This is a genomic window from Herbaspirillum sp. Her2, assembly GCF_057961375.1.
The window spans coordinates 3,526,388-3,547,391 of the sequence record NZ_CM176331.1 but is presented as its reverse complement, the minus strand read 5'-3'; the positions used below and the strand labels follow the sequence as shown (position 1 = coordinate 3,547,391).

Annotated in this window: 25 protein-coding genes, 1 tRNA gene and 1 pseudogene; 15 read left to right on the top strand and 12 right to left on the bottom strand. The window is 58.8% G+C overall.

Features of this window, described 5'->3' with window-relative positions; translation table 11 throughout:
* Nucleotides 1–13 precede the first annotated feature (13 nt).
* The 3 genes from rpoD to ACWHXP_RS16120 all read left to right on the top strand — a co-directional run bounded on the left by rpoD (nucleotide 14) and on the right by ACWHXP_RS16120 (nucleotide 3,249).
* Complete coding sequence (gene rpoD / locus ACWHXP_RS16130; RefSeq protein WP_008325811.1) at nucleotides 14–2,239, top strand: RNA polymerase sigma factor RpoD; 2,226 nt, start codon at nucleotides 14–16, stop codon at nucleotides 2,237–2,239.
* Nucleotides 2,240–2,296: 57 nt separating this feature from the next.
* A tRNA-Ile gene (locus tag ACWHXP_RS16125) sits at nucleotides 2,297–2,375 on the top strand.
* Nucleotides 2,376–2,490: 115 nt separating this feature from the next.
* Nucleotides 2,491–3,249 (top strand): DUF4145 domain-containing protein, encoded by a 759-nt coding sequence (locus ACWHXP_RS16120; protein WP_489635558.1) that lies wholly within the window; start codon nucleotides 2,491–2,493, stop codon nucleotides 3,247–3,249.
* A 12-nt stretch (nucleotides 3,250–3,261) separates the two neighbouring features.
* Here the strand turns inward: ACWHXP_RS16120 and ACWHXP_RS16115 are convergent, their stop codons facing one another.
* The 10 genes and pseudogenes from ACWHXP_RS16115 to ACWHXP_RS16070 form a co-directional block, all read right to left on the bottom strand.
* Complete coding sequence (locus ACWHXP_RS16115; RefSeq protein ID WP_489635559.1) at nucleotides 3,262–4,242, bottom strand: tyrosine-type recombinase/integrase; 981 nt, start codon at nucleotides 4,240–4,242, stop codon at nucleotides 3,262–3,264.
* Between the two features lie 14 nt (nucleotides 4,243–4,256).
* Nucleotides 4,257–4,418 (bottom strand): annotated as a pseudogene (locus ACWHXP_RS16110) (helix-turn-helix domain-containing protein); the annotation flags it as partial.
* On the bottom strand, nucleotides 4,399–4,821 hold the full coding sequence (locus tag ACWHXP_RS16105; protein ID WP_489635560.1) for a hypothetical protein: 423 nt from the start codon (nucleotides 4,819–4,821) through the stop codon (nucleotides 4,399–4,401). The gene ACWHXP_RS16105 and the pseudogene ACWHXP_RS16110, both read right to left, overlap by 20 nt.
* A complete protein-coding gene (locus ACWHXP_RS16100; RefSeq protein ID WP_008331387.1) occupies nucleotides 4,818–4,964 on the bottom strand; it encodes a hypothetical protein in 147 nt (48 codons plus the stop codon). Before ACWHXP_RS16100 ends, ACWHXP_RS16105 begins: the two co-directional genes overlap by 4 nt.
* Complete coding sequence (locus ACWHXP_RS16095; RefSeq protein ID WP_489635561.1) at nucleotides 4,961–7,012, bottom strand: replication endonuclease; 2,052 nt, start codon at nucleotides 7,010–7,012, stop codon at nucleotides 4,961–4,963. The genes ACWHXP_RS16100 and ACWHXP_RS16095 overlap by 4 nt, the downstream gene beginning before the upstream one ends.
* A 431-nt stretch (nucleotides 7,013–7,443) precedes the next feature.
* Nucleotides 7,444–7,665 (bottom strand): hypothetical protein, encoded by a 222-nt coding sequence (locus ACWHXP_RS16090; protein WP_259432933.1) that lies wholly within the window; start codon nucleotides 7,663–7,665, stop codon nucleotides 7,444–7,446.
* Between the two features lie 103 nt (nucleotides 7,666–7,768).
* Entirely contained in the window at nucleotides 7,769–8,014 is a 246-nt protein-coding gene (locus ACWHXP_RS16085) for an Ogr/Delta-like zinc finger protein (RefSeq protein WP_006465440.1), read from the bottom strand.
* Nucleotides 8,005–8,205 carry a hypothetical protein gene (locus ACWHXP_RS16080; RefSeq protein WP_006465441.1) on the bottom strand — a complete coding sequence of 67 codons (201 nt, stop codon included), beginning with the start codon at nucleotides 8,203–8,205 and terminating at the stop codon, nucleotides 8,005–8,007. The genes ACWHXP_RS16085 and ACWHXP_RS16080 overlap by 10 nt, the downstream gene beginning before the upstream one ends.
* Nucleotides 8,198–8,440 (bottom strand): hypothetical protein, encoded by a 243-nt coding sequence (locus tag ACWHXP_RS16075; RefSeq protein WP_006461600.1) that lies wholly within the window; start codon nucleotides 8,438–8,440, stop codon nucleotides 8,198–8,200. Before ACWHXP_RS16075 ends, ACWHXP_RS16080 begins: the two co-directional genes overlap by 8 nt.
* Before the next feature lie 15 nt (nucleotides 8,441–8,455).
* The gene (locus ACWHXP_RS16070; RefSeq protein WP_489635562.1) at nucleotides 8,456–8,656 is read right to left on the bottom strand and encodes a hypothetical protein; all 201 of its coding nucleotides are present in this window, start codon (nucleotides 8,654–8,656) and stop codon (nucleotides 8,456–8,458) included.
* A 61-nt stretch (nucleotides 8,657–8,717) separates the two neighbouring features.
* Between ACWHXP_RS16070 and ACWHXP_RS16065 the strand changes: the two genes are divergently transcribed.
* Nucleotides 8,718–9,188: a helix-turn-helix domain-containing protein gene (locus ACWHXP_RS16065; RefSeq protein ID WP_402706561.1), complete on the top strand. Its 471-nt coding sequence runs from the start codon at nucleotides 8,718–8,720 to the stop codon at nucleotides 9,186–9,188.
* 668 nt (nucleotides 9,189–9,856) lie between these two features.
* Here the strand turns inward: ACWHXP_RS16065 and ACWHXP_RS16060 are convergent.
* Nucleotides 9,857–10,069 carry a hypothetical protein gene (locus ACWHXP_RS16060; RefSeq protein WP_134040266.1) on the bottom strand — a complete coding sequence of 71 codons (213 nt, stop codon included), beginning with the start codon at nucleotides 10,067–10,069 and terminating at the stop codon, nucleotides 9,857–9,859.
* 132 nt (nucleotides 10,070–10,201) lie between these two features.
* Complete coding sequence (locus tag ACWHXP_RS16055) at nucleotides 10,202–11,134, bottom strand: LysR family transcriptional regulator (RefSeq protein WP_489635563.1); 933 nt, start codon at nucleotides 11,132–11,134, stop codon at nucleotides 10,202–10,204.
* Nucleotides 11,135–11,277: 143 nt separating this feature from the next.
* Here ACWHXP_RS16055 and ACWHXP_RS16050 point away from each other — a divergent pair, with 143 nt between their 5' ends.
* From ACWHXP_RS16050 to ACWHXP_RS16000, 11 genes are all read left to right on the top strand, one after another.
* The gene (locus ACWHXP_RS16050) at nucleotides 11,278–12,264 is read left to right on the top strand and encodes a 2Fe-2S iron-sulfur cluster-binding protein (protein WP_121042292.1); all 987 of its coding nucleotides are present in this window, start codon (nucleotides 11,278–11,280) and stop codon (nucleotides 12,262–12,264) included.
* Nucleotides 12,265–12,278: 14 nt separating this feature from the next.
* On the top strand, nucleotides 12,279–13,337 hold the full coding sequence (gene gtdA, locus ACWHXP_RS16045; protein WP_489635564.1) for a gentisate 1,2-dioxygenase: 1,059 nt from the start codon (nucleotides 12,279–12,281) through the stop codon (nucleotides 13,335–13,337).
* 103 nt (nucleotides 13,338–13,440) lie between these two features.
* Nucleotides 13,441–14,139, top strand: a complete 699-nt coding sequence (locus tag ACWHXP_RS16040; protein ID WP_402706569.1) for a fumarylacetoacetate hydrolase family protein — start codon at nucleotides 13,441–13,443, stop codon at nucleotides 14,137–14,139.
* 29 nt (nucleotides 14,140–14,168) lie between these two features.
* Complete coding sequence (locus tag ACWHXP_RS16035; RefSeq protein WP_402706570.1) at nucleotides 14,169–15,431, top strand: aromatic ring-hydroxylating dioxygenase subunit alpha; 1,263 nt, start codon at nucleotides 14,169–14,171, stop codon at nucleotides 15,429–15,431.
* Complete coding sequence (locus ACWHXP_RS16030) at nucleotides 15,432–15,902, top strand: aromatic-ring-hydroxylating dioxygenase subunit beta (RefSeq protein WP_121042286.1); 471 nt, start codon at nucleotides 15,432–15,434, stop codon at nucleotides 15,900–15,902.
* A 9-nt stretch (nucleotides 15,903–15,911) separates the two neighbouring features.
* The gene (locus ACWHXP_RS16025) at nucleotides 15,912–16,235 is read left to right on the top strand and encodes a non-heme iron oxygenase ferredoxin subunit (RefSeq protein ID WP_402706573.1); all 324 of its coding nucleotides are present in this window, start codon (nucleotides 15,912–15,914) and stop codon (nucleotides 16,233–16,235) included.
* A gap of 158 nt (nucleotides 16,236–16,393) precedes the next feature.
* Nucleotides 16,394–17,587, top strand: coding sequence for an ABC transporter substrate-binding protein (locus ACWHXP_RS16020; protein ID WP_489635565.1), 1,194 nt, complete (start codon nucleotides 16,394–16,396; stop codon nucleotides 17,585–17,587).
* Between the two features lie 3 nt (nucleotides 17,588–17,590).
* Nucleotides 17,591–18,514 carry a branched-chain amino acid ABC transporter permease gene (locus tag ACWHXP_RS16015; RefSeq protein ID WP_489635566.1) on the top strand — a complete coding sequence of 308 codons (924 nt, stop codon included), beginning with the start codon at nucleotides 17,591–17,593 and terminating at the stop codon, nucleotides 18,512–18,514.
* Nucleotides 18,514–19,539 carry a branched-chain amino acid ABC transporter permease gene (locus tag ACWHXP_RS16010; RefSeq protein WP_455749106.1) on the top strand — a complete coding sequence of 342 codons (1,026 nt, stop codon included), beginning with the start codon at nucleotides 18,514–18,516 and terminating at the stop codon, nucleotides 19,537–19,539. Before ACWHXP_RS16015 ends, ACWHXP_RS16010 begins: the two co-directional genes overlap by 1 nt.
* Nucleotides 19,536–20,285: an ABC transporter ATP-binding protein gene (locus tag ACWHXP_RS16005; protein ID WP_489635567.1), complete on the top strand. Its 750-nt coding sequence runs from the start codon at nucleotides 19,536–19,538 to the stop codon at nucleotides 20,283–20,285. The genes ACWHXP_RS16010 and ACWHXP_RS16005 overlap by 4 nt, the downstream gene beginning before the upstream one ends.
* Nucleotides 20,285–21,001 carry an ABC transporter ATP-binding protein gene (locus ACWHXP_RS16000; protein WP_402706581.1) on the top strand — a complete coding sequence of 239 codons (717 nt, stop codon included), beginning with the start codon at nucleotides 20,285–20,287 and terminating at the stop codon, nucleotides 20,999–21,001. Before ACWHXP_RS16005 ends, ACWHXP_RS16000 begins: the two co-directional genes overlap by 1 nt.
* Nucleotides 21,002–21,004: the final 3 nt, after the last annotated feature.

Sequence of the window (21,004 nt, the reverse complement as noted above, 5' to 3'; positions counted from 1 at the left end):
GACGAAGACTTCCGTGACCACCAAGAAACCCGAAACCAAGACCGCCAAGACCACCAAAGCCGCACAGGTGGAAGGCAAAGACGTCAGCGCGACTGCTGCGTCGAGTGTAAGCCAAACCACTGATGCCGCTGCCCTGGCAGCCATCGACACGTCCGGCTATGTGCTGCCGAGCGTCAAGGTGCCGGGCCGCCGTGGCCGCAAGCCCAAGGAATTCCAGCCCGAGAGCGACGAAGTTGCCGCACTGAACACCATCGAGCGTACCGAACTGAAGGCCGCCGACAAGGCCAAGGCCAAGGACCGCAAGGCCAAGGAAAAGGCCTTGCTGAAGGACGCTTTCTCTTCCGACACCGAAGCCAGCGAAGAAGAGCTGGAGCGCCGTCGCCAGAAGCTCAAGACCCTGATCAAGCTGGGCAAGGAACGTGGTTTCCTGACCTTCTCGGAAATCAACGACCACCTGCCGGAAAACATTGTCGATCCGGAAGCCATCGAAGGCATCATCGGTACCTTCAGCGACATGGGCATCTCGGTCTACGAGCACGCTCCTGATGCGGAAACCCTGCTGCTGTCGGACAACGTGGCCAACGTGGCCAGCGATGATGACGCCGAAGCCGCAGCCGAAGCTGCACTGTCGACCGTCGATTCCGATTTCGGCCGTACCACCGACCCGGTGCGCATGTACATGCGTGAAATGGGTTCGGTCGAACTGCTGACCCGCGAAGGCGAAATCGAAATCGCCAAGCGCATCGAAGACGGCCTGAAGGACATGATCCAGGCCATCTCCGCCTGCCCGACCACGATCGCCGAGATCCTGGCTGCGGCTGACCGCATCTCCAAGGATGAGATCAAGGTCGACGAAATCGTCGATGGCCTGGTCGATCCCAACGAGAGCGAACAGCAGGTCGAGGCGGCCTCTTCCGACTCCGATGAGGACGACGAGGAAGAGGAAGAAGAGGAAGAAGACGAAGAAGAAGAGGAAAACGAGAGCAGCGGCTCTGGTGCCGCCGGCTTCTCCGCCGAACAGCTGGAACAGTTGAAGCGCGACGCGCTGGGCAAGTTTGCCGTCATCGGCACCCAGTTCGAGAACATGCGCAAGGCTTTCGAGAAGGAAGGCTACAACTCCAAGCCTTACGTCAAGGCACAGGAAATCATTTCCAACGAGCTGCTGGGCATCCGCTTCACCGCCAAGATCGTCGAGAAGCTGTGCGACACCCTGCGTGCGCAGGTGGACGAAGTGCGTACCGTGGAACGCCAGATCCTGGACGTGGCCGTCAACAAGTGCAACATGCCGCGCGCGCACTTCATCAAGGTGTTCCCGGGCAACGAAGTGAACCTGGACTGGGTGGATGGCGAAGTCGCCGCCAACCATGACTACAGCGCCGTGCTGAGCCGCAACGTGCCGGCCATCAAGGAACTGCAGCAGAAGCTGATCGACCTGCAGGCGCGCGTAGTACTGCCGCTGCCGGACCTGCGTGCGATCAACAAGAAGATGGGCGCCGGCGAGAAGAAGGCGCGCATGGCCAAGCGTGAAATGACCGAGGCCAACCTGCGTCTGGTGATCTCGATCGCCAAGAAGTACACCAACCGTGGCCTGCAGTTCCTGGACCTGATCCAGGAAGGCAACATCGGTCTGATGAAGGCGGTGGACAAGTTCGAATATCGTCGCGGCTACAAGTTCTCGACCTATGCCACCTGGTGGATCCGTCAGGCCATCACCCGCTCGATCGCTGACCAGGCGCGCACCATTCGTATTCCGGTGCACATGATCGAAACGATCAACAAGATGAACCGCATCTCGCGTCAGATCCTGCAGGAAACCGGTGCCGAGCCGGATCCCGCGACCCTGGCGATCAAGATGGAAATGCCGGAAGACAAGATCCGCAAGATCATGAAGATCGCCAAGGAACCGATCTCCATGGAAACGCCGATCGGCGACGACGACGATTCCCATCTGGGCGACTTCATCGAGGACAACAACACGCTGGCGCCGGCCGATGCGGCCTTGCATGCGTCGATGCGCAACGTGGTCAAGGACATCCTGGATTCCCTGACCCCGCGCGAAGCGAAGGTGCTGCGCATGCGTTTCGGTATCGAGATGTCGACCGACCATACGCTGGAAGAAGTGGGCAAGCAGTTCGACGTGACCCGCGAGCGTATTCGTCAGATCGAAGCCAAGGCATTGCGCAAGCTGCGTCATCCTTCGCGTTCGGACAAGCTCAAGAGCTTCCTGGAAGGGAATTGATCTTAAGGGTGAGTCAGGATTGGCCGGCGAGATGTTAAAATCGCCGGCTGATTTTTTGGCCCCCTAGCTCATGCTTGGTTAGAGCAGCGGACTCATAATCCGTTGGTGCCGTGTTCGACTCACGGGGGGGCCACCAGTACTGAAGCGGCTTAGCGCTTAATTGCGTTAAGCCGCTTTTTTCTATGCTGGGGACTTTTTCGCCCAAAACGTCATAATTACCAATTTAAAAAATCAACAACTGGAGTTGGGGAATGGACCGGTCACCTTATCTATGCACGTTTGGTAAAGACAGCGTACCTAGCTGGATATGCTCAAGTTGCAATGCGGGTCAGCTCAAATTGCTTCCGGAGTCACTGATCACTAAGTGGACAAAAGAAAGCACCGTTGTCTGGGAGGAAGAAGGATCGGAGCCAGAGTGGATCAAAATGGTTTTCGCTTGCGTGTTCGAGTGTTCCACTTGCAAAGAACCGTATAGCTGCACCGGTACCGGTGGCGTTGAAGAAATACAATATGAAGGTTGCGACGGTTATCAGCTATACCACGAAGAGTACTATTTCCCGAAATATTTCGAGCCATCACTCGTCTTGATAGACCTGCCGCCGAATTGCCCCGATGCAGTTTTGGCAAAATTGCATGACTCGTTTTCACTGTTTTTTGCAGACGCGAGTGCTGCGCTCAATTGTGCGCGGGCTTCCGTAGAAGCTCTCTTGACCAATTTGAAGGTCAACAAAACCGAAGTGAAGAAGGGCCAACGTTTTAGCCTAACTCTTCACAGAAGAATTGGAAATCTGCCAGCAAAATATCAGCACATTAAGGATTCTCTGATGGCTGTAAAGTGGCTGGGCAATGCTGGAAGTCACAATGGGAAAGCGCCAACACGCGAAGACGTGTTGGACGCTTATGACCTTTTGGAATGGGTTCTTTCTGATTTATATACCAACAAGGATAAGAAACTCAAGGCCCTTGCCCGCAATGTCAATCGTCGTAAAGGGCCGGTTCAGCGACGGTAAGAGAGAAAGTCGTTAGCTTTTCTTCTTTGTGCCGATACGATCAATAGCAAGCCGTAACGAGCTGGTCGCCAGATGAGCATATCGTTGCGTGCTTGCTGACGTCTTGTGTCCTAAGACTGCTCCTACAGTGTACAAATCGACTCCATCGTTAATCATGGAACTGGCGGCACTGTGGCGAAGGTCGTGAAAATGCAACCAGTCTAAACCTACCAATTTTCGCGCATCCCTAAAATGCTTAGATATGCGACTTTGATCAGGGAGGGAGACTTTAATGCAGCAGCGGATTTTTCTATGCATTGGAACGATTCGAGGCTCTCCATTTTTTGTGTCGTCTAGTACGAAAGCGTCGCCCGTTCTTTGTGCTCGGAGTATTTCGGACATACGCATGCCGCTATAAAATGCAATGCGGACAGCAGCACGTGTCGGGCGGTGCTTCAATGCCAGGCACAACTCAAGCATTTCTTTACGGCTGATGTAACGCCGACGTTCATTGCGTACCAATGGAGCAATCACGCGCTCCGCCGGATCATGGTCAGACATCCCATGATGCTTCCATGCGTACCTGCATGCTGAAGTGAGATAACGAATACGATTTCTCAAGGTCGCAGCCGCAAGCGGCGTGTCGTTATCCTCATCGTTACGCCCAGCTCTTGCCATATATGTCTTGCAGACCTGGGCGAGTTCCGACATATGCCGCCCTTTATATGCGAAGTACATTTGTGCCAGTTCGCGGGCGATGTTTGCGCCACTTTTTAATACCGGAATGCGTTCCTCGATATAAATGGCCACAGCGTCATCAATAAGATGATCAGGACGTTCAACATTATTTGCTACGGCATAGAGACGCGCTGATTCTTCGCGGTCGAAGGCATCCGCCTGGGATTTATTCCAAGTCTTCGGAAGGTATTTTCTAACCCTGATCCGCTTACCTTTAAGGCGGCGGTCAAATTCAAAGACGAAGTTACCTCTTTCTTTATCTCGGTATATCGGCATGATTCCAGATAGCTATGTAAATCGGCTAGTTTGAACAGTATGCGGCGACCAATTCGATAGCACGGTATGGGACCAGCAGGGGCCGCGAGGTCGTAAATGTGCCGCGATGACACTCCCAAGGCGTCCGCTGCTGCTGAGACGGTAATCAGGACCGGCTCAGGATTCGCGCTTTGCATTTGTATTCCCTTCGAACATAGGGTCAACAACTTCAACGAAAACATTGCTGAAGTCGGTTAAGTAAAGCATTCGATCTCCACGGTTGAGTGCCGCGTATCGACGAACGCTGCCACACTCATCGCACGTGAGGATGTCCGCGAGCGGTACACCACGGAACAGCCCTGCGGGTGCGTTATCCAGCTCCACCCATGCAAATCTCTCGCCATTGCCCAGATGCTGACGAATGACCGACACATAGCCTGCCAGCACGCCGTCATCGGGTGTGTCGAACGTAATGCGGTCCAGGGGCTGCGGTGGCAGCATGACGAAATCACGCAGTTTCGGCTGTTTGGCGAAATACTTGGCGGCGTAGCCTTCGGCGCGGTAGGACACGGCGGGATTGATGGTTGTGGTTGCGTTCACTTCTGGTTCTCCTGAATGGCCGTAACAGAACACACGCCAAAGCGATCGACGGCGGCGGCGATCACGTCGCAGCTATGAGCTGCGATGGCGGTGTAAGAATGGCGCGCGCTGGCGGTGCGCACGACGACACGAAACGCGGTCATGGAGCGTTCCCTTTCGTTGGGTTGGGATCAATGGGAAGTTCGCTGACATCGAGCCGGCCAGCGCGCCAGTCGGCGACCTGGCGAGGCGTGCCATGGCGCGGGGAATTGTCCGGTACCGGCACCACGCGCGGCCAGGGGCATGCCTTGATGGCGTCCCATGAGGCCAGCGCCTGGCGCTGTTCGTCCGCCGTCATGGCTGACGCTGGCCACGGCGGCCTGCCATCGACCACCGGCCGAGGCCAGGGGCATGCGCCCAGGGCGAGCCAGGCATGATCGATCTGCGCGGCCTGGTCGGGCTTGAACATGACCGGGGCCGGCGCAGTCTTCGGTTCGAAGGACACATCGGCCGCAAAGTCAGGCGTGGCGGGCTGCGTACAGTTATTTACACGAGTCCAAGGGAACCCCGAACCCGCCGATGTGCGGGCGTCGTGCCCTTGAACGGGCGTCCATGTATGCCGAACGGATTTAAAGACCACACCGACCATCTGGCGGCATTGCACGCCGTAGGGCATGACGCGTTCACATTCCTCATAGCGGCCGGACACAGTCTTGGTCTCCTTGGCCAGGGTGACCATCAGATCGTCGCGCTTCACCAGTGCTCCGCCCTGTGCACGCAGATAGCTCGCCCAACATGCGCGCTTCTCGCCCTCGACTTTTTGCACGGCATCCCAGGCAGCGGCCATGGCCGGCGGGGCTTGTTTGACCATGTCTGCCGGCACGCGGCGCAGCTCGCGCCACACGCTTACCGGTGCGCCACCCCATTGCTGGAACTGGCGAATACCCCAGCGGGCCGCCCAGGCTTCCACGCGGGCCGAGGGCGTTAGCTCACGATCCCCTGCCATATCCGTGGTGATGAGATAGCCTTCTTTGGTCTTGTGGTCCGCCACGCCATCGATGTTCTTGGCCACGTATTTGGCGATATAGCCAGCAGCACTACCTTTCGCCCAATCAATGCGTTTCACATCCAGGCGACGCTTGAATGCCCCCGGTTCGCCTCGATCCACGCGCCAGGCATATCTCTTCATGACGCGGATAGCGCGGCTGGCAACGTCCTTGACGTGCGGTGTGGTGTAGTCCGGCAGCGCGCGTACGAACACCAGCATGTGCCAGTGAGGACAACCATCGTGATGCGGCTCAGCGATACGGAAGCCGTACAGACCGATGCCGCGACGGGCCAGCGCCGAACGCGCCAGCGCAGTCATCTTGCCCAGGTATCGATTGGCCGTGCGCGGGTCCGAGCCGTCATATTTCGGATTCGGCTTGCCCGTATGCAGCGTGGCATGGAAGCGCGATGGGCAAGACCAAGTGAGGAACAGGCCCTGATCGTTGCACTCCTTTGCGATGGTCTCGAAACCATTGATGCGCAGCATGAGTTCGCCGCGACGAATGGTCTTATTTGCAGTCGTCTTCTCGGCCAGCTCAGCAATGCTGAATTCTTGCCCAGCCTCATTGCGCACAATGGTTGCTTCCAGTGCGGCGGCATTTCTCCTATTCTGTGCCAGGCGAGAGAGTACGGCGTCATTACTGGCATAGGGCTCGCCGTGGTAATGCACATAGCCCAAGCGAATATTGCCGCCCTCAAAGGCGCGGCCGACCACCTTCCGCAGTTGCCTGCGCCACCAGCGCGGATCCACCACACGCGCAATGATGGCGCGCAGGTCGTCATCATCCACGTCAGGCATATCAATGCCGTAGTCGCTACACTCCTGCTCGATGAGGTCGCGTGCGTGGGTATCAGAAATCGCTTTCCACAAGACTTTCTTGACGTTCTCGGCGGCTTTCTCGGCCGTGGCGCAAATATCAGCATCATCCTGCGACAGATCTACTCCGGCCGGCACGTACTGCTCAGCGAATTCCCGGACGAACTGAACGGCGACTGGCTCAAAAATCTTGTTCCAGTGCCATACCGACATCAGTTCCAGGGCCTGGCTCACGACACGTCCACGCCACTTCAGCGGAATACGGGCCAGCTCTCCGGCAAACTGCCGAGACTCCACGAAGGCCCGATGCCGACGGCGTGTCTTCGCATCGACTGTTCTAGACTGCATTGAGAGCTCTTTCGTAGGTCGTAATGGCACGCAGCACCGCATGGCGCATGGCCGAGCGTTCAGCTTCTGAGAAGGAGTGGATAGGAGATTCCCAGCGGTCCGCCGAGAGTCCTGCCAGGGCCAGAATGTGTCGACGCACTGGCCTAGCCATTGCCGCCCAGGAATAGGCAATGCCAGTTTGCAGATTGGGCCGCCTGCGATTGCGCAGCAGTGAAATGGATTTACTTAGCTCAGCCTTGGCAGCTTCATTACCCGGAGGTGTGGGCACCCATGCCGCTCGCTCGCGCAGCAGGTCCGCTGCCGGACGGAATGACGCATGGTCTTTAATTCGTGCACCGCGCATGATCACCCTTTCACCAGCCCGAGAGCCGCCAGAAGAGCCGGTGCAAGCAGCAACAGAACAGCGATGCCATGAGCGATCAGCGTACGCATTACCATGCCCCCATCAGGCCGCCGAGACGCTGCAGACGCTGAGCAAGACGATGTGCAATGGCAGATTTACCCTGCCAGATCACATTCCACTGCAGTTCATCTTGCAATACAGCCTTGCGCAGAAGCATGCGCTGGGCGCATTGAAATTCTTTGATGTCGTCGTCCATGCGAAGCCGCAGCGAGGCGAGGGCAAGCGTTGTCTGTTGCTGATCGAGAGCCATGTGAGGTTTCTTTAGGGTGAGCGAATCCCGCGTGCGCCAAACGGCGCACGACAGGTCTTAGTCAATTTGGGGTTCAGCGACCGGCTAGGCGGTCACAGGCAAGTCAGGCAGTACCCGTTCCTTGCGGGGCAAGGTACGCACGGGGCGAGATGGGAAGGCTCACCTCGGGATTGGGCATGGCCGACAGGGAAACGGTGCGAGAAATCTCCAGCGTGGCAACGAAGGTATGACCGCAATCGACGTTCTGGCATCGATAGGTGATTTCCTTCATCAGCGTAGACATGGTTCGGCTTTTGGCTGCACGCACTGGGCTTTGGCAATGAGGGCACGGCAGGCTGATTACACGCATGTTGTTTTCTTTCCCTTGATGGCATAGAGTGCACGCCCCTTGCCAGTAACACGTTTGATACCTTCTCGAACAGACTGGGCCAGCACGAACTCGGCCGCTTGTTCGATCGTGTCAAAGCCTTCTCGCATCATGATCACTTCCAGGGCTTCGACTAACGCAGGATGGGTGAACGGTAATTCGATATCAGGCATTGCGAGGCACTGAAAAGTGGCTCGTGAGCGCCTTGGCCTGCACGTTCTGCTCGGATAAGATCGGCATCGAATAGGATTGCGCCAGGGCGATGGCCTGATGCATCAGCAGATCATGGGCCAGTGTCGCCAGGTTCTCGCCCTGATACTGCGCCAAGGCTTTCATGATGTCATAGTTGTCGTCGTTGACGCGCACTACAATGCGGCGATGACGAATTTTGCGGGGATCGTCGTACATGGCGGTCTCCGATGCTCAAGCCCGTCCGGCCTTGACGTCTTTGTCGTAGGCGGCCATGCCGCGCAAGATCAGGAGGCGCACAAAGGACGAGCGCGTGCGCAAATCCTGGCGGGCCAACTCAGCCAGTCTTTGTTCTTCATCAGCTTCAAGGCGGAAGGTAACGGCCACCGAAGTATCGGTATGGGGGCGGGCTACGTGCTTGGAGAGGGTAGGCATATGGGATAATCGTTGTACACGTCACTTAGCAATGGCGTGAATATAGAGTCCAAATGGACCCATGTCAATCGATTTATGCGTCTTTATGAACACAATTGGGGAACGCCTCAAGTCGGAACGCACCCGACTGGGATTTAATCAAACTGAATTTGCAGCCATAGGAGGCGTGCAGCGCCGCGCGCAATTGTTTTACGAACAAGATGAACGTCGCCCGGATGCAGGTTATTTGCAAGCTGTGGCACGTTTGGGTGTGGACGTGCAGTTTGTCGTGACAGGTATAAGAAGTGGTCAAGCACTGTCTTTGGATGAAGAACAATTACTCGCTCGATTCCGCAATCTGGACCTAATGGGAAAGGCTCGCTTACTTGGGATGGTTGAAGGGATAGGCACCTCAGATACCTCGGCCCCCTCGCAAACACACAAGCGCAATATCCAAATGACGATCCACGGATCAGTTGGTCAGCAAATTACTGGGGATATCACTGCTCCGCAGAACATCATAATGGGACGCAAAAAAGTAAAAGTGAAATAGAGTGGATTGAGGTGGCGGTTAGATTCCTCGCTTATTCAGATTCATCTAACCGTCGGCAGGACCAGGCGGTAGTGCCTACGGTAGCTGTGTTGAGTTGCATCCCAAACTGACATTCCCCGGAAAATTGCATCCTAAGTTGACCCATGTTTAGACCACAATCCTGCTCATGACAGCGAGCGGGAGAACGGAGTTATAGACGTGGCCCTACTTGGAATTATTCGGCGCTGGTACATCCGCGATCGCATCTCGATCTGGGAAATCTCCCGCCGGCTGGAGATCTCTCGAAACACGGTTCGTCGCTATATCCGATCCGGAGCGATCGAGCCATCCTACCCATCCAGGCGATCATCCAGTGCCCGAGATGAATTCGCGCCTCGACTTTCAGCCTGGTTCAGCGCCGAGGCGGTCAAATCGCGCAAGCAGAGACGAACTCTGAAACAGATGTTCTTGGACTAAGGGAGCTGGGATATGAAGGGGCGTACGACCGCGTGGCAGCCTTCGGGAGGCAATGGAAGGTGGGTCAAACGGAAAGGGTCAATTCTGCGAGCAAATCAACAACATTTCCCCCTATTTTGAGGGGAGGGTATATGCCACAGAATAATAAATCTCCCTTACTTTCTCTTCGATCGCTGCTGCGACTAATAGGAAAAAACTAATCCGCATTCGATCTACGAAGTTAGCGCCTTGCGTAACGCCATTACGATTGCGACTGTTTTCTCTAAAACTTCCTCTTGAGTATTCAAGCCAAAGTCCTCTTTCAGTTGCATTAAACTTTCGCGCGTCGTTGAACTGACGCGGACGTTCAGCCTACCACTCGCTTCTGAAATGAAACCAGGTACTTTTTGCTTAGGTTTATTCTTCGATCCCATTGGTCTGCCCATGCAGTTCTCCTTCAATTAGAGTGGTGAAACGCCGTAGCAACAGTTTATCAGTATCGTTGGCTCGGTCAAAAAAGGACTGCCACATATGACTGATACGTTACGAGCCATATGGAACGTTAGTCGTTCCGATGTTCACTTTTCTAGCATTTCGCTCTTAAGTTTCTTGTCCGAGAATAGCTGAAAAATCAGTCTTCGCATCCATTGGTTACCCGGTTCCTTGTGGAACTTGGCATGCCAGAAACAGTTGATGCCCGTCTCGGGCAATTCCACTGGATGCTGTAGAAATCGTAGGTCGAACGGCTCCAGGCATTGTCGTGCATAGCGTTCTGGAACGGTGGCGATCATGTCGGTGGTGGAGAGGATGTGACCGACCGCCACGAAATGCGGCACGGTCAGACGGATGTTGCGGCGTATGCCCTTGCGTTCGATCGCTTCGTCCAGCCGTGCATGGCCGGTGCCGGAGGCCACTACTTTGACGTGGTCGGCTTGGGAAAACTCTTCCACACTGATCTTCTTCTTGTCCAGTGGATGGCCGCGACGCATCAGGCAGACATATTTCTGCTCGAACAGGCGCTGCTGGAAGAATCCTGCCTTTAGTTGCGGCAGTAGCCCCACAGCCAGATCGACGTGACCGGACTCCATGCTTTCCTTCAAATTGAGCGTGGTGTTGCGCACCGTGTTGACCGCGATGTTGGGGGCCACGCTGGCAAGGGCATCCATCAGACGGGGCAGAAAATAGATCTCGCCGATGTCGGTCATGCCGATGGTGAAGGTGCGGTTGGTGCGCTCGGGATCGAACAGGGCCTGCTGGTTGAGTGTGCTGTGGATGGCACTGAGCGCATAGGCAATCGGTTCGGCCAGCTGGATCGACAGCGAGGTTGGCTCCATCCCCTTGGATGTACGCAAAAACAATTCATCCCCCAGCAGTCGGCGCAGACGATTGAGCGCATTACTTATGGCCGGCTGGGTCTGTCCGAGCTTTTCGGCAACGATGGACACGCGTCGGTCAATAAGCAGCTGGTTGAAGACGACCAGCAGGTTGAGGTCGATATCCTTGAGTTCCACGTTCTTGTCTCCGGTTTTTTATGTGTTCGTAATATCACTCACGGTGATGTTGAAAATTCAGAGAATACTCTATGTTTATAAAGTGCCGCTTCCTATAATCGCCTCACCCATTCAAAAACAACGACAGGCAGAAGGAGACAGGCATGGAACTCGTGGTGCAACCGCTCGGGCGTGCGCTGGCCGTGAAGGCCGGTGACAACCTGCTGGATGCGTTGCAGGCCAATGGCGTGCCGGTGTCCTATAGCTGCCGTGCCGGACGCTGCGGCACCTGCCGCTGCAAGCTTATCGAAGGCCGCGTGCTGGAATCGGCCGGCGATGCCAAGCTCACCAATCCGGGCGAAGGCAGTCATGTGCTGGCCTGCATGAGCGTCATCACCGAAAGCTGCGTGGTCGAGATCCCCGAGCCCGACGAGATCGTCATGCATCCCGCGCGCATCCTCAAGACCAGCGTGGTGGCGCTGGAAGAGCTCACCCATGACATCCGCCGCGTGGTGCTCAAATCGACCAAGCCACTGTCGTTCTCGCCGGGCCAGTATGCCTTGCTGCAATTCACGCCCGAGCACGTGCGTCCCTATTCGATGGCAGGGCTGCCGCAAGACGATACGCTGGAATTCCATCTGCGCCGCGTGCCCGGTGGCCGCGTGACCGGCTATGTGTTCGATCAGCTCAAGGTGGGTGACCAGGTGCGCGTATCCGGCCCCATGGGCACGGCCTATCTGCGCAAGAAGCATGAGGGGCCGCTCTTGTGCATTGCCGGTGGTACCGGACTGGCTCCGGTACTCTCCATCGTGCGTGCGGCGACGGCCCTGAAGATGACCAATCCCATCCATCTCTATTTCGGCGTGCGTTCCTCGAGCGACCTGTATGGCATGGACTGGCTGGCTGAACTGACGCGCAGCAATCCGAATCTGCACCTGCACGTCGTACTGGCGACCAATGAAGCCGGCACGCGTCATCGCGTCGGCCTCGTGACCGATGCCGTCGCCGCCGACTGGCAAAACCTCAGCGGCTGGCGCGCCTATCTGTGCGGCGCGCCGCCGATGGTTGAAGCCGCCACCTTGATCGCCAAGTCCAAGGGCATCTCCATGGAGCACATCTATGCAGATGCGTTCTACGCCAGTCCCAACTAAGCCGAGTAATGATGATGAAAATGGAAATCTCTGAGCAGATCCGCGCGGCCCGTGCGCAGTATTACGCCGATATCAACCAGTTCAGCATGACACCGCTGTGGGAAGTGCTGGGGAGGCTGGTGCCCAGATCGCCTGCGCCGCTGGTGCAGCCGGTGCTGTGGAAATATGCCGAACTGCGCGAGCAGGTCATGCTGGCGGGCCGTCTGATCAGCGCCGAAGAGGCCGAGCGGCGCGTGCTGATTCTGGAGAATCCCGGTCTGCGCGGTAACTCCTCGGTAACGCAGAGTCTCTATGCGGGGCTGCAACTGATCATGCCAGGTGAGGTCGCACCGGCACATCGTCATACGCAATCGGCACTGCGCCTGGTGCTCGATGGCGAGGGTGCCTACACCGCTGTGGATGGCGAACGCACTACCATGCGTCGCGGCGACTTCATCATCACCCCGGCCTGGACCTGGCACGATCACGGCAATCTCGGCGAGCAGCCAGTGGTCTGGCTCGATGGGTTGGATATTCCGCTGGTGCGTTTCTTCGATGCCGGCTTTGCCGAACCGGGCCATGACCTGTCGCAGGGCGTCAGCCGCCACGAGGGCGATGCACTGGCGCGCTATGGCAGCAACATGGTGCCGGTCGATTTCAGCCAGCCGGCCAATGCACCGACCAAGGTCTTCGTCTATCCATACGCGCAGAGCCGCGCGGCGCTGCAGAAGATCGCGCAGGGTGCCATCGATGCCCATCACGGGTACAAGCAGCGCTTCGTCAATCCGGCCACGGGAGCATCACCGATGCCGACCATGGGTGCTTTCATCCAGTGGCTGCCGAAGGGCTTCGAGAGTCTGCCCTACCGCTGTACCGATGCCATTGTCTACGTTTGCCTAGAAGGCGAGGGCGAGGCGCTGGTCGGTGAGCAGCTGTTGCACTTCCAGGAAAACGATGTGTTCGTGGTGCCGTCGTGGAGTAGCCTGCAACTGCGCGCGAAGCGCCAGGCCATCCTGTTCAGCTATTCGGATCGTCCGGCCCAGCAGGCCGTCGGTCTCTGGCGCGAGGAGCGCATGGCGCGTGCGCCGGCATAGTGCCGGCGCGGCCATCGTCCTGATTTTTTCATTTCGTCATTCCCGGTGTCTCCAGGGCCGCTTCGGCGGTCAGGCCCCGGCTCAACCCTGCTTCGGAGATTTCATGAACTACGTGCTTCCCCCCGCGCCCCTGACCACTCTGGAAGTGGCGGGCAGCGTCGATACCTTTCCGGTCAATCGCATTTTCTGCGTCGGTCGCAACTATGCCGCGCATGCCCGCGAAATGGGCAAGGATCCGGAACGCGATCCGCCATTCTTCTTCATGAAGCCGGCCTGCGCCGCGGTGCGTGCTGGTGCGACCGAGAGCAGCATCGGCTATCCCGCGATGACGGCCAACTTCCATCACGAGATCGAACTGGTGGCCGCCATCGCCAAGGGCGGGCGCAACATCCCCGTGGAGGACGCGCTGTCGTACGTCTACGGTTATGCCGTCGGTCTGGACATGACCCGCCGCGACCTGCAGCTGGAGGCGCGTGACAAGGGCCGTCCCTGGGAATTCGGCAAGTCCTTCCGTGACTCCGCACCCATCGGCCCCATCCATCCGGTGAGTGGCGTGGGCCATATCGTCGATGGCGAGATCGCGCTGACCGTCAACGGTGAACCACGCCAGCGTTCCGATGTACGCGAACTGATCTGGTCGGTGGCCGAGAGCATCGCCTATCTCTCGCAGTTCGAGTCACTGGAACCGGGCGACCTGATCATGACCGGCACCCCCGAGGGCGTCAAGGCGGTGGTGGCCGGTGACCTGATGGAAGGTCACGTCGCCGGGCTGGGTACGATCCGCGTGCGCGTGGCGGGCTGAGGCGGCCACGCATTCTGGAGGAGAACATCATGCAAGAAGCGACCATCGCTTTCCCGCGCGAGCAGAAATGGAACGGTGACGGCTCCAGCCGCATTCCGTTCTGGGCCTATACCGACCAGGCGCTGTATCAGCGCGAGCTGGAGCGGTTCTTCTATCGCGGCCACTGGAACTATGTCGGGTTGGAAGCGGAAATCCCCGCGCACGGTGACTTCAAGCGCACCGTGGTGGGCGAGCGCTCGGTCATCATGACACGTGACGCCGACGGTGATATCCACGTGGTGGAAAACGTCTGCGCCCATCGTGGCATGCAGTTCTGCCGCGAGCGCCACGGCAACCGCAAGGAGCTGGTCTGTCCGTACCACCAGTGGAACTACCGGCTCAATGGCGACCTGCAGGGCGTGCCGTTCCGTCGGGGCGTCAAGCAGGATGGAAAGGTCAATGGCGGCATGCCGACCGACTTCAAGGTCGAGGAGCATGGCCTGACCAAGCTCAAGGTGGCACGTCGTGGTGGCGTGGTGTTCGCATCCTTCGATCACGAGGTGGAACCGCTGGAAAAATTCCTCGGCCCGCAGATGCTGGAATACTTCGATCGTCTCTTCAATGGCCGCCAGCTCAGGATCCTGGGCTACAACCGTCAGCGCATCCCGGGTAACTGGAAGCTGATGCAGGAAAACATCAAGGACCCGTATCACCCCGGTCTGCTGCATACCTGGTTCGTCACTTATGGCCTCTGGCGCGCCGATAACAAGTCGCAGCTGCGCATGGATGAGCAGTTCCGGCATGCCGCGATGATCTCCACGCGCGGCACCGGCGGCGTCAAGAGCGAGGTGACCGCTGGCGTCTCCAGTTTCAAGGAAAGCATGCAGGTGCATGACAAGCGTCTGCTCGACATCGTCCAGGAAGACTGGTGGAAAGGCCCCACAGCAGTAATGATGACGGTTTTCCCCAGCGTGATCTTCCAGCAACAGGTCAACAGTGTCTCCACCCGACACATCCAGCCCAACGGCACCGGTTCCTTCGATTTCGTCTGGACCCATTTCGGTTTCGAGGATGACACGCCTGAGATGACCGAGCGCCGCCTGATTCAGGCCAACCTGTTCGGACCGGCCGGTTTCGTTTCGGCGGACGATGGTGAGGTGATCGAATTCTCGCAGGCGGGTTTCGAACAGAAGCCGGTGCACCGCACCCTGGCCGAACTGGATGGCCTCGAATGTCACGACACTGAACACATGGTGACCGAGACGCTCATCCGCGGCATGTATGCCTACTGGCGCAAGATCATGGAGGTTTGAATGGAAGCCAGCCTGTACATCGAACTGTGCCAGCTCTATGCCCGCTATGCCGAGGTGGTCAGCAGCGGTCGCTGGGAAGAGTGGCCCGATTTCTTCACCGATGCCTGTACCTACAAGGTGCAGCCGCGCGAGAACCATGAGCGTGGCTTTCCGCTGGCGACCATGTCCTTCATCAGCAAGGGCATGCTGCATGATCGAGTCTATGGCATCCGCGAGACGCTGTTCCATGATCCCTACTACCAGCGCAACGTCACCGGCCTGCCGCTGCTGCGAGCGGACAGCGGCGAGGCACTGGAAGTGGAAGCCAACTATGCCATCTTCCGTACCAAGCTCAGCCAGGAAAGCAGCGTCTTCAACACCGGTCGCTATCTCGATCAGGTAGTGCGCACCGGCGACGGTCTGCGCTTTGCCAGCAAGCTGTGCATCTACGACACCGAGATGATTCCCAACTCCATGATTTATCCGATATGAGGAGAAGTAATGACTGAACAGATCAGCGACCAATGGGTTCAGGCCGTCAGTGTCGAGGCGATTCCCGAGGAGGAGGTGATCGGCGTGGATGTGGGCGGAAAAGAGATTGCACTGTACCGCGTCGATGGCCAGGTCTACGCCACCGACAACATCTGCACGCATGGCCATGCAAGGTTGTGCGATGGCTTCCTGGAAGGCCACGAGATCGAGTGCCCGCTGCACCAGGGAAAGTTCGACATCCGCGATGGCCGCGCCATGTGCGCACCGCTGACGGTGGATGTGCGCACTTACCCGATCCGTATCGAAGAGGGCAAGGTGTTCGTCGCCCTATGAACCGGCTGTACCGCGTTTTCCAAAGAAGAGAACCGGCATTCCAAGTCCTGAAAACAAAAATGGCCAGGCAGCGTCCACCCATCGACGAGAGCAAGCGCTCGTCAACGGTAGGCGCGTCCATGCGCACCCTGCATACCACAGAGAACAGAGGAGACAACATGACATTGAGCAAGCATATCCGCGCCGCGCTGGCAGCCGGCGCCGCCTTGACGGCAGTAGTGCCGGGCAGCACCGCTGCCGTCGCCGCCGAGCCGCTGAAGATCGGCCTGTCAGCACCGCTGACCGGCAGCCAGGCGGTGGTCGGGCAGGATCAGATCGATGGCTTCAACCTGGCACTGGAACAGTCCAAGGGACAGTTGGGCGGACGGGCGGTGACGCTGTTCAAGGAAGACGATCAGCTCAAGCCCGAGATCGGTGCGCAGATCGTGCGCAAGTTCGTGGAAAAGGACAAGGTCGATGTCATCGTCGGCATGGGCTTTTCCAATGTCTTCATGGCGGGTCTGAAGGCCGTGGTCGATACCGGGGTGGTGGCCATCGGTACCAATGCCGGTCCTTCACCGGTGGCCGGTGCCGCCTGTGCGCCGAATGTGTTCTCGGTGGCCTGGCAGAATGATGGCAGCGCCGAAGCGGTAGGCCAATACGTCAAGTCCAAGGGATACAAGCGGGTGGTGCTGATGGCGCCTAATTACCAAGCCGGCAAGGATATGGTGGCCGGCTTCAAGCGTTTCTATCAGGGCCAGCCGGCCGATGAGCTCTACACCCAGGTCGGCCAGACCGATTATTCCGCCGAGATTGCCCAGGTGCAGGCGGCCAAGGCCGATGCGGTATTCGTCTTCTATCCGGGCGGCATGGGCGTCAATTTCGTCAAGCAGTTCAGCCAGGCCGGTCTGCTGGGTAAGCTGCCGATGTTCTCGGTGTTCACCGTCGACGGCACCACCATGCCGGCGCTGCGTGATGCGGCGGTGGGCAGCGTCTATGGCGCGATGTGGGATGCTGCCTTGCAGACCCCGGAGAGCCGCCAGTTCGTCGAGGCCTTCCAAGTCAGGTACAAGCGGGTACCCAGCGAATATGCCGCTACCGGTTACGACGCGGCGCGCCTGCTGGATGTCGCAGTCAGGAAGGTCGGCGACAAGAGCTCCGATCGCAAGGCCTTCGCTGCTGCCGTCAAGGCAGCCGGCACCGAGTTCCGTTCGGTACGCGGTCCCTTCAGCTTCAACCGCAACAACATGCCGGTACAGAACTACTACATGTTCGAAGTGGCCAGGGACGCTGGACAGATCGTGGTCAAGGAGAGTGGTGTGGCTCTGGCCAAGCATGCCGACAGCTACGTGACCCTGTGCAAGAGGATGTAAGCCATGGATCTCCTCACGCAGATTGCCACGCAGTTGCTCAATGGCGTGCAATACGGAGTGCTGCTGTTCCTGCTGGCTGCGGGCCTGACCCTGGTGTTCGGGATCATGAGCTTCGTCAACCTGGCGCACGGTTCGCTGTACATGCTGGGCGCGTATTTCTCTGCGCTCGGCTATGAGTACGGTGGCAATTTCTTCTGGGCCGTGCTGGCCGCACTGGGTGGCAGCGCGGTCGTCGGCATGCTGCTGGAGCGGCTGGTGGTGGCGCGGCTGTACCGGCGCGATCACCTCGATCATGTACTGGCCACCTTCGGCCTGGTGCTGTTCTTCAATGAGCTGGTGCGCATCGTGTTCGGTCCGCAGCCTTATTTTCTGCCGCTGCCGACGCTGTTCGAGGGTACTGTCTCGCTGTTCGGTCTGGATTATCCGGTCTATCGGCTCGCCATCATCGTCACCGGCATCGCGGTGGCGCTGGGCAGCCAGTGGATGATCAACGGTACCCGCCTGGGCATGCTGATCCGTGCCGGCTCGGTCAATCCGGGTATGGTCGGTGCGTTGGGCATCAACATCCGCCTGCTCAACGGTTTGCTCTTTGCCATCGGTGCGCTGCTGGCCGGACTGGCTGGCGTGATGGCAGGTCCCATCCTGTCGATCCAGTCGGGCATGGGCGAGCCGGTACTCATCGCCACGCTGGTGGTAATCGTCATCGGTGGCATCGGATCGATTCGTGGTGCGTTGTATGCCGCGCTGATCGTGGGTATCGCCGATACACTCGGACGAGCTTTCCTGCCGCAGCTGTTCCGTCTGGTCATGGAACGCGAGACGGCCACGGCGGCCGGGCCTGCGGTAGCGTCCATGCTGGTCTATATCCTCATGGCACTGGTGCTGGCAGTCAAGCCCAACGGACTGTTTCCTGCGGGAGGCAAATGATGCGAACCACTCCGTTCGCGGCTGCACGCGGCCTGGCCTTCTGGGTGCCCGTACTGTTGCTGCTGATGCTGGCGGCGCTGCCGGCCCTGGCTGACTGGCTGGACCAGCGCTTCTTCATCACGCTGGTGGCGCGCATGCTGGTCTATGCGCTGGCAGCGGTGGCACTCAATCTGGCGCTGGGCTATGGTGGCATGGTCAGCTTCGGCCATGCGCTGTTCTTTGGCGTGGGCAGCTATTGCGTGGCAATCCCGGCCTTCCATGGCATCGATGCAGGCTGGCTGCACCTGCTGGTCTGCATCGTGGTCTGTGCGCTGCTGGGCACGGTGACCGGGCTGATCAGCCTGCGCACCAGCGGTATCGCCTTCATCATGATCACGCTGGCCTTTGCGCAGATGGGCTACTTCGTTTTCGTCAGCCTGAAGAACTATGGCGGTGACGATGGCATGAGCATCACAACGCCATCGCGCCTGGGGCCGCTCGATCTGGGTGATCTCAAGACGCTCTACTACAGCGCCTTCGTGCTGCTGTGCATGGCGTTGCTGGCGATGTGGCGCATCCGCAGCGCGCCCTTCGGAATGGTGCTGCGCGGTGCACGACAGAACGTGCGTCGCATCCATGCACTGGGTTTCGCGGCGTCGCGCTATCAACTGGCCGCCTACGTGATCTCGGCGGTGCTGTGCGGCGTGGCCGGCGTGTTGTTTGCCAATCTCAACGCCTTTGCTTCGCCCAGTACCCTTGCCTGGTCGGTCTCGGGCGACCTGATCGTGATGGTGGTGCTGGGCGGCATGGGGTCGGTTTCTGGGCCCTTGCTGGGGGCGCTGGCCTTCCTGGGCATGGAAGAGGTACTCAAGTCCTGGACCGACCACTGGGCCGTGGTATTCGGCCCGATGATCGTGTTGATCGCCCTGATGGGGCGCGCCGGGATCGCGGGTCTGCTCACGCGCATCGATACCTTGCTGGCGCGAGGTCCGGCACGGCCTGCAGCGACCAGTCCGGCCGGACTGCTCAAGGAGGAATCGCAATGAGCCAGATGCTGTTGGAGACACGCGGCCTCAGCAAGCGCTATGGAGGCTTGCTGGTGACCGACCAGGTCGATCTGGCGATCCGCCCGGGCGAGCTGCACGCCATCATCGGCCCCAATGGTGCCGGCAAGACCACGCTGGTCAACCAGCTCTCAGGTGAGCTGCGCGCTGATGCCGGAACGATCCACTTCGCAGGCCGCGACGTGACTGCGCAGGGTATTGCGCAGCGCGCGCGTGGTGGCTTGCTGCGCTCGTACCAGATCACTGCCGTGTTCGAGGAATTTACCGTTCGCGAAAACGTGGTGCTGGCCGCGCATGGGGCGCGCCGGCATGGTTTTGCCTTCTGGCGTGCCTTGCTGGAGCAGCCGGACCTAGCCATCGTGGCCGAGGCGGTGATTGCGGAAGTGGGGCTGGCTGCGCTTGTCGATACGGTCGCTGGCGAGCTGGCCTATGGCCAGCGCCGCCAGCTGGAACTGGCCATGGCACTGGCCGCAGGGCCACGCTTCCTGTTGCTGGACGAACCCATGGCGGGCATGAGCGCGCAGGAGTCGGCTGACGTGGTGGCGTTGCTGCAACGGCTCAAGGGGCGCTACGGCATCCTGCTCATCGAGCACGATATGGAGGCCGTATTCGCCCTGGCCGATCGCATTACCGTGCTGGTCTATGGCCGCGTGATGTTCTGCGGCACGCCTGAGGAAATCCGCCATCACCCCGAGGTGAAGGCCATCTATCTGGGAGAGGAAGCGTAATGGCCGCCTTGCTGCAAGTGGAAAACCTTACGGCCGCCTATGGTCGCGCGCAGGCCTTGTTCGGAGTCGATTTCGACGTGGGAGTCGGCGAGGTGGTGACGCTGCTGGGCCGTAATGGCATGGGCCGTTCGACCACGGTGAAATGTCTGTTCGGCCTGTTGCGTGCGCAGTGCGGACGCATCCGCCTGGGCGGACGGGAAATCCATGCCGCACCGTCGCACGAGATCGCCCGGCTCGGGCTGGGACTGGTGCCGGAAGGGCGACAGATCTTTCCCAACCTCAGCGTGGAAGAAAATCTGATCGCCACCGCCCGCGCACCGCGCCACAAGACCGTCGCGGCACCGTGGACGCTGCAACGGGTGTATGCGCTTTTTCCTCGCCTGCAAGAACGTCGCCGCAATCTGGGCTGGCAATTATCTGGAGGGGAGCAGCAGATGCTGGCCATCGGTCGCGCTTTGATGACTAACCCCACGCTGCTGGTACTGGATGAAGCCACCGAAGGGTTGTCGCCGCTGATCCGCCAGGAGATCTGGGATTCGCTGTCCGGCCTCAAGCAGGAGGGACTGGCGCAGATCGTCATCGACAAGAACATTAAGCCGCTGCTCACGCTGGCCGACCGTCACTTCATGCTGGAGAAGGGGCGCGTGGTCTGGTCCGGCACATCTTCGCAACTGGGTCAGCAGAGCCAACTGGTCCATCAATATCTGGGAGTCTGAGTA

Excerpts from the sequence above, each read along its gene's own strand:
- ACWHXP_RS16120 (WP_489635558.1), top strand. The coding sequence starts at position 2,491 with ATGGACCGGTCACCTTATCTATGCACGTTTGGTAAAGACAGCGTACCT.
- ACWHXP_RS16115 (WP_489635559.1), bottom strand. The coding sequence starts at position 4,242 with ATGCCGATATACCGAGATAAAGAAAGAGGTAACTTCGTCTTTGAATTT.
- ACWHXP_RS16100 (WP_008331387.1), bottom strand. The coding sequence starts at position 4,964 with ATGACCGCGTTTCGTGTCGTCGTGCGCACCGCCAGCGCGCGCCATTCT.
- ACWHXP_RS16095 (WP_489635561.1), bottom strand. The coding sequence starts at position 7,012 with ATGCAGTCTAGAACAGTCGATGCGAAGACACGCCGTCGGCATCGGGCC.
- ACWHXP_RS16090 (WP_259432933.1), bottom strand. The coding sequence starts at position 7,665 with ATGGCTCTCGATCAGCAACAGACAACGCTTGCCCTCGCCTCGCTGCGG.
- ACWHXP_RS16085 (WP_006465440.1), bottom strand. The coding sequence starts at position 8,014 with ATGCGTGTAATCAGCCTGCCGTGCCCTCATTGCCAAAGCCCAGTGCGT.
- ACWHXP_RS16080 (WP_006465441.1), bottom strand. The coding sequence starts at position 8,205 with ATGCCTGATATCGAATTACCGTTCACCCATCCTGCGTTAGTCGAAGCC.
- ACWHXP_RS16075 (WP_006461600.1), bottom strand. The coding sequence starts at position 8,440 with ATGTACGACGATCCCCGCAAAATTCGTCATCGCCGCATTGTAGTGCGC.
- ACWHXP_RS16070 (WP_489635562.1), bottom strand. The coding sequence starts at position 8,656 with ATGCCTACCCTCTCCAAGCACGTAGCCCGCCCCCATACCGATACTTCG.
- ACWHXP_RS16065 (WP_402706561.1), top strand. The coding sequence starts at position 8,718 with ATGTCAATCGATTTATGCGTCTTTATGAACACAATTGGGGAACGCCTC.
- ACWHXP_RS16060 (WP_134040266.1), bottom strand. The coding sequence starts at position 10,069 with ATGGGCAGACCAATGGGATCGAAGAATAAACCTAAGCAAAAAGTACCT.
- ACWHXP_RS16050 (WP_121042292.1), top strand. The coding sequence starts at position 11,278 with ATGGAACTCGTGGTGCAACCGCTCGGGCGTGCGCTGGCCGTGAAGGCC.
- gtdA (WP_489635564.1), top strand. The coding sequence starts at position 12,279 with ATGAAAATGGAAATCTCTGAGCAGATCCGCGCGGCCCGTGCGCAGTAT.
- ACWHXP_RS16040 (WP_402706569.1), top strand. The coding sequence starts at position 13,441 with ATGAACTACGTGCTTCCCCCCGCGCCCCTGACCACTCTGGAAGTGGCG.
- ACWHXP_RS16035 (WP_402706570.1), top strand. The coding sequence starts at position 14,169 with ATGCAAGAAGCGACCATCGCTTTCCCGCGCGAGCAGAAATGGAACGGT.
- ACWHXP_RS16030 (WP_121042286.1), top strand. The coding sequence starts at position 15,432 with ATGGAAGCCAGCCTGTACATCGAACTGTGCCAGCTCTATGCCCGCTAT.
- ACWHXP_RS16025 (WP_402706573.1), top strand. The coding sequence starts at position 15,912 with ATGACTGAACAGATCAGCGACCAATGGGTTCAGGCCGTCAGTGTCGAG.
- ACWHXP_RS16020 (WP_489635565.1), top strand. The coding sequence starts at position 16,394 with ATGACATTGAGCAAGCATATCCGCGCCGCGCTGGCAGCCGGCGCCGCC.
- ACWHXP_RS16015 (WP_489635566.1), top strand. The coding sequence starts at position 17,591 with ATGGATCTCCTCACGCAGATTGCCACGCAGTTGCTCAATGGCGTGCAA.
- ACWHXP_RS16010 (WP_455749106.1), top strand. The coding sequence starts at position 18,514 with ATGCGAACCACTCCGTTCGCGGCTGCACGCGGCCTGGCCTTCTGGGTG.
- ACWHXP_RS16005 (WP_489635567.1), top strand. The coding sequence starts at position 19,536 with ATGAGCCAGATGCTGTTGGAGACACGCGGCCTCAGCAAGCGCTATGGA.
- ACWHXP_RS16000 (WP_402706581.1), top strand. The coding sequence starts at position 20,285 with ATGGCCGCCTTGCTGCAAGTGGAAAACCTTACGGCCGCCTATGGTCGC.